This is a genomic window from Streptococcus sp., from assembly GCF_019414905.1.
Taxonomy (GTDB): Bacteria; Bacillota; Bacilli; order Lactobacillales; family Streptococcaceae; genus Streptococcus.
The window spans coordinates 1-4,364 of sequence record NZ_DXLC01000111.1; the positions used below are offsets into that span (position 1 = coordinate 1).

The window sequence follows — 4,364 nt, forward strand, 5'->3', positions numbered from 1 at the left end:
TCTTAGTTTCTTTACCAACGTTGGTATCTTTTTGGTCACCAGTTCCCTTGATTTGCGTACTTCCACGAACATCCAAACGGACTGATGCGTAGAATTTCAGAGCACGTCCACCAGGAGTTGTTTCTGGATTTCCAAACATCACTCCAACTTTTTCACGCAATTGGTTGATAAAGATGGCAATTGTTTTGGTTTTATTGATAGAGGCACCGAGCTTACGCATAGCCTGGCTCATCATACGAGCCTGCAAACCAACGTGGCTATCTCCGATATCGCCATCAATTTCCGCACGAGGTACAAGGGCAGCAACTGAGTCGACTACGACAAGATCTACAGCACCTGAGTCAATCAATTTTCCTGCAATCTCAAGACCTTGCTCTCCTGAGTCTGGTTGAGACAAGAGCAATTCGTCAATGTTGACACCAAGGGCCGCAGCATAAGCTGGATCAAGGGCATGTTCCGCATCGATAAAGGCAGCAATACCACCTTCTTTTTGTGCTTGCGCAACTGCATGAAGGGCAACCGTTGTCTTACCAGATGACTCTGGTCCATAGATTTCGATGATACGTCCCTTAGGATAACCACCTGAACCAAGGGCAATGTCAAGAGCCAAAGAACCTGAGCTCATCACTTGCACCTTTTGCTCGGCACGTTCACCCAAACGCATAATTGAACCCTTACCAAAGTCTTTCTCAATCAATTTAAGAGCGTCATTCAAGGCTTTTTCACGTTCAGCCCCGAATTTTTTTGAAATTTCATCTAATTTTTTTGGTTTTTTTGCCATTCTATTCTCCTACATTCTAATGGTCCTCAGACCTATCTACTATTATATCAAAAGTTAGTCACTTAATAAAGCCTTGCGAACTAGGTTAAAGGCATGCATAACCGCAATGTGACGCACATCTGCTCGACTTCTGCCTCCAATATTCACCTTGATGACCTTAGTTCCATGCTCCTGTGCCAAGCCTATGAAGACTGTTCCAGCTGGGTGCCCTTCGAGCCTATCTGGTCCTGCCACTCCAGTCAAACTAATGCCAAAATCTGACTGTGTCTTGCTTCGTGCCTGCTCAGCCATCTTCTGAGCTGTAAATTCAGACACCACACCATGTTCTTCCAAATCCTTGACAGGAATATCCAACATCTTTGATTTTTCCTCCAGGCTATAGGTTACAAAACCACCCTTAAATATACTTGAAGCACCCGAAAAATCCGCTACCCTAGCTTGGAAAAGACCAGCCGTCAAACTCTCTGCAGCCGTGATAGTTTTCCCTTGCCTTTTCAGCTTTTCTACCACAATACTGGCTAAACTAGTCTCTTCCCCATAACCATAACAAAGTTCTCGTAAAGAAAGGCCTTCAAAAGTTTGGCGATTCAAGATTTGGTTTTCTAAGATATCCAGCGCTTGATTCGCCTCTTCTTGACTGCTAGTTTTTGTTGACAGACGCAGAGTGACTTCTCCTGTCTTAGCATAAGGGGCCAAGGTCGGATCTGTTTGATTATCAATTAAATCAGCTAAAATCGTAACCAACTGACTTTCGCCAATCCCAAAGAAACGAAGAACTCGGGAATACAGCTTGCTCCCTGTCATTAACTTGGGTAGAAGTTGGTTTAAGACCATGGGTTTCAATTCACTTGGTGGACCTGGAAGGACAACGTAGGTCACTCCATCGACTTCCAATATTCCTCCTACAGCCAGTCCTGTTTCGTTTGGCAGTGGAGTCGCACCTTCTACAATTTGAGCTTGTCTTTCATTATTCGGTGTTCGGGCATAGTCTGGTCTCTGGGCGAAAAATACATCTAACTTTTCTTGTGCCTGAGGATCGAAGACTAATTCCTTCCCTAAAAATTTAGCCAGAGTTTGTTTTGTCAAATCGTCCTCAGTTGGGCCCAAACCGCCTGTCAAAATCACCAGACTACTACGTTGACTGGCAATCTCAAGCAAAGACAAGAGACGAGCTTCATTGTCTCCTACAGCCGTCTGAAAATATACGTCTACCCCAATCTCTGCTAGTTTTTCTGATAAAAACTGAGCATTGGTGTTGACAATCTGTCCTGTCAAAATCTCTGTTCCAACAGCAATAATTTCTGCTTTCATGTTTCCTCCTACCTATCTATTCGTATTTTTTTGAAAAAATCGCAGGAAATTTCCCACGATTGATTTTTTTATTTATAGTAAAAAAGTTAATTATCTTCGTCACCAACAGGTGTTCGTCCAAATAAATCTTCAAATAAGACAACATTTGTTTCAAGCTGAGTGACTTCTTCTTGTCCCAAAGAACGTCTCAAAAGATTCTGCATTTCCAACATGTGGTTTCTCGTAACAATTTGATAAGAAACGCCTTGTAGCATCTCACCTTCACCCTTCAACTGTTGTGTTTCAATGGTTTTAAATGAATCTTTGTAGCCCAACAAGCTTGGAATACTTTTCGCAGATAAATCAATATTAGTCTGCATATTAGTACTTAGGGCTTTTAAGATAGACTGGTAGTGACTGACACTATTCAAACTAAGAACTTTTTCAACAACTTTTTGAATGACTTCACGCTGACGCTTCTGACGTCCGTAGTCTCCTTCTGGGTCTTGATAACGCATGCGTGAATAAACAAGCGCTTCCTCTCCATTTATTGTCTGCTCTCCAACACCGATAGAAATGGTGTTAAATTCTTCTTGATCACTGATAGAAATCGGGAAACCTAGTGTATTATTGACCGTAATACCGCCCACTGCATCGACCAATTGTTGCAATCCTTGCATATTAACCATAATGTAGCGATCGATGTGGATATTCATCATCTTTTGAATTGTTTCTATAGCAAGTTCTGCTCCACCACCAGCATAGGCAGCGTTTAGCTTCGCTTCTTCAATACTACCATCTTTATGTTGAATTTTAGTCAGGATATCACGTTCCAAACTCATCATCGTCGTTTTCTTTGTGTGAGGATTGACAGTCAGCAAAATCATACTGTCACTATTTCCAGCCCATTGATCTGTACGCTCTACATTCCCAGTATCAACCCCCATCAACAGAATGGTCAAAGGCTCTGTTGCTTCAATAACCTTGGTTTCTTCCCCTATTTTTTTATAGGTTTTTGATAAGGTTTGTGTGCCTTGCTGATAAATAGTATACGCAAAAACACCGACACCTAAAACTGTCACAGCTAGAAAAGCTAATACCATTCCAATAATTTTTTTAACCATATTTCTACTAATCTATCAGTTTACCCATCAAGTAAACATCGATAAATTTCCCTTCTTCTATATATGCTCCACGCTCTTGGCGACCTTCAATGACAAAGCCATGCTTTTGATAAAGATGGACTGCTGCTTGATTACGAGTTTGGACAGTCAGTTGGAGACGACGCAGAATGCCACTTGCTTGTGCCCACTCTATGACTTCTTCAAGCAACAAACTTCCCAAGCCATTATTCCAATATCTTTTTCCAATCACAATGAAGAGATCTCCAATATGACGGACTCTCTTGCGCTGGTCAGCTGTAATATTTACAATACCAGCAATTTTATCATTTAAGAATGCAAGTAAGGTTATCTGATTGTCCGAACTAGCTTGCTTGTTGAGGAATATTTCCATCTCCTCACTGGTCAAGAGAATACCATCTCCGTCTAAGCTGGTAAAATCTGTCTCCAAACTTACACGATTTAAAAAGGCCACTAATTCAGCTGCATCTTTAGGCTCTGCTTCCCTAATGAGCAATTCATACTCCATGTTGAAGCTCCTCTAAAAGCTTTTCTGCACGCAAACCCTTTGCTTGGAAATGTAATCTGCATCCATCTGCTTCTTTTAGAATTTCCAACTCTAAATAAGTATCTGGCAAGGCATCTCCTAAGAGATTTCCCCACTCAATAACAGTCACGCCGCCACCAAAGAGAAATTCATCTAAATCAATAGAATCAGCATCCCCCTCTATACGATAAACATCTAGGTGGTAAAGCGGAAGACGACCTTCATACTCTCTTACGATAGTATAGGTTGGACTCTTAATCATCTGGGAAATCTGTAAACCTTTAGCAAGTCCTTTAGTAAAGGTTGTTTTACCTGCACCCAGTTCTCCAGTTAAGATTAAAACATCATTCTTTTCTAATAGATGACCCAAACGCTCCCCTAAGGCTTGCAGTTCTTCTTCATTTTTTGTGTACATATTCTTATTATACCAAAAACTTTTCTTTTGTGTCTATTTTCCTGCTAAACTTATACTCAATGAAAATCAAAGAGCTGACGTAGTTTGAAGAGATTTTCGGAGAGTATTACCATCATAACATCCATAAAAACAAGCTTTCTCTAAAAGAAAATGAGCGTAGTAATGACCAATACAAGATCTCGGAAAATATGACCATAAAAGGAAACTTCC

At 40.9% G+C, this 4,364-nt stretch carries 5 protein-coding genes; all 5 read right to left on the reverse strand.

The genetic code is table 11. The features are described from left to right. On the reverse strand, nt 1-781 hold a 781-nt coding region (recA, locus tag QZ359_RS03425; protein WP_293959535.1), incomplete at its 3' end, for a recombinase RecA. A gap of 54 nt (nt 782-835) precedes the next feature. Further along, nucleotides 836-2,092 carry a competence/damage-inducible protein A gene (locus QZ359_RS03430; protein ID WP_261076604.1) on the reverse strand — a complete coding sequence of 419 codons (1,257 nt, stop codon included), beginning with the start codon at nt 2,090-2,092 and terminating at the stop codon, nt 836-838. An 86-nt stretch (nt 2,093-2,178) separates the two neighbouring features. Continuing rightward, nucleotides 2,179-3,195, reverse strand: coding sequence for an LCP family protein (locus QZ359_RS03435; protein WP_261044481.1), 1,017 nt, complete (start codon nt 3,193-3,195; stop codon nt 2,179-2,181). 7 nt (nt 3,196-3,202) lie between these two features. Next, nucleotides 3,203-3,721, reverse strand: a complete 519-nt coding sequence (locus QZ359_RS03440) for a GNAT family N-acetyltransferase (protein WP_261076605.1) — start codon at nt 3,719-3,721, stop codon at nt 3,203-3,205. Continuing rightward, nucleotides 3,711-4,154 carry a tRNA (adenosine(37)-N6)-threonylcarbamoyltransferase complex ATPase subunit type 1 TsaE gene (gene tsaE, locus QZ359_RS03445; RefSeq protein ID WP_261076607.1) on the reverse strand — a complete coding sequence of 148 codons (444 nt, stop codon included), beginning with the start codon at nt 4,152-4,154 and terminating at the stop codon, nt 3,711-3,713. Before tsaE ends, QZ359_RS03440 begins: the two co-directional genes overlap by 11 nt. Between the last annotated feature and the right edge of the window lie 210 nt (nt 4,155-4,364).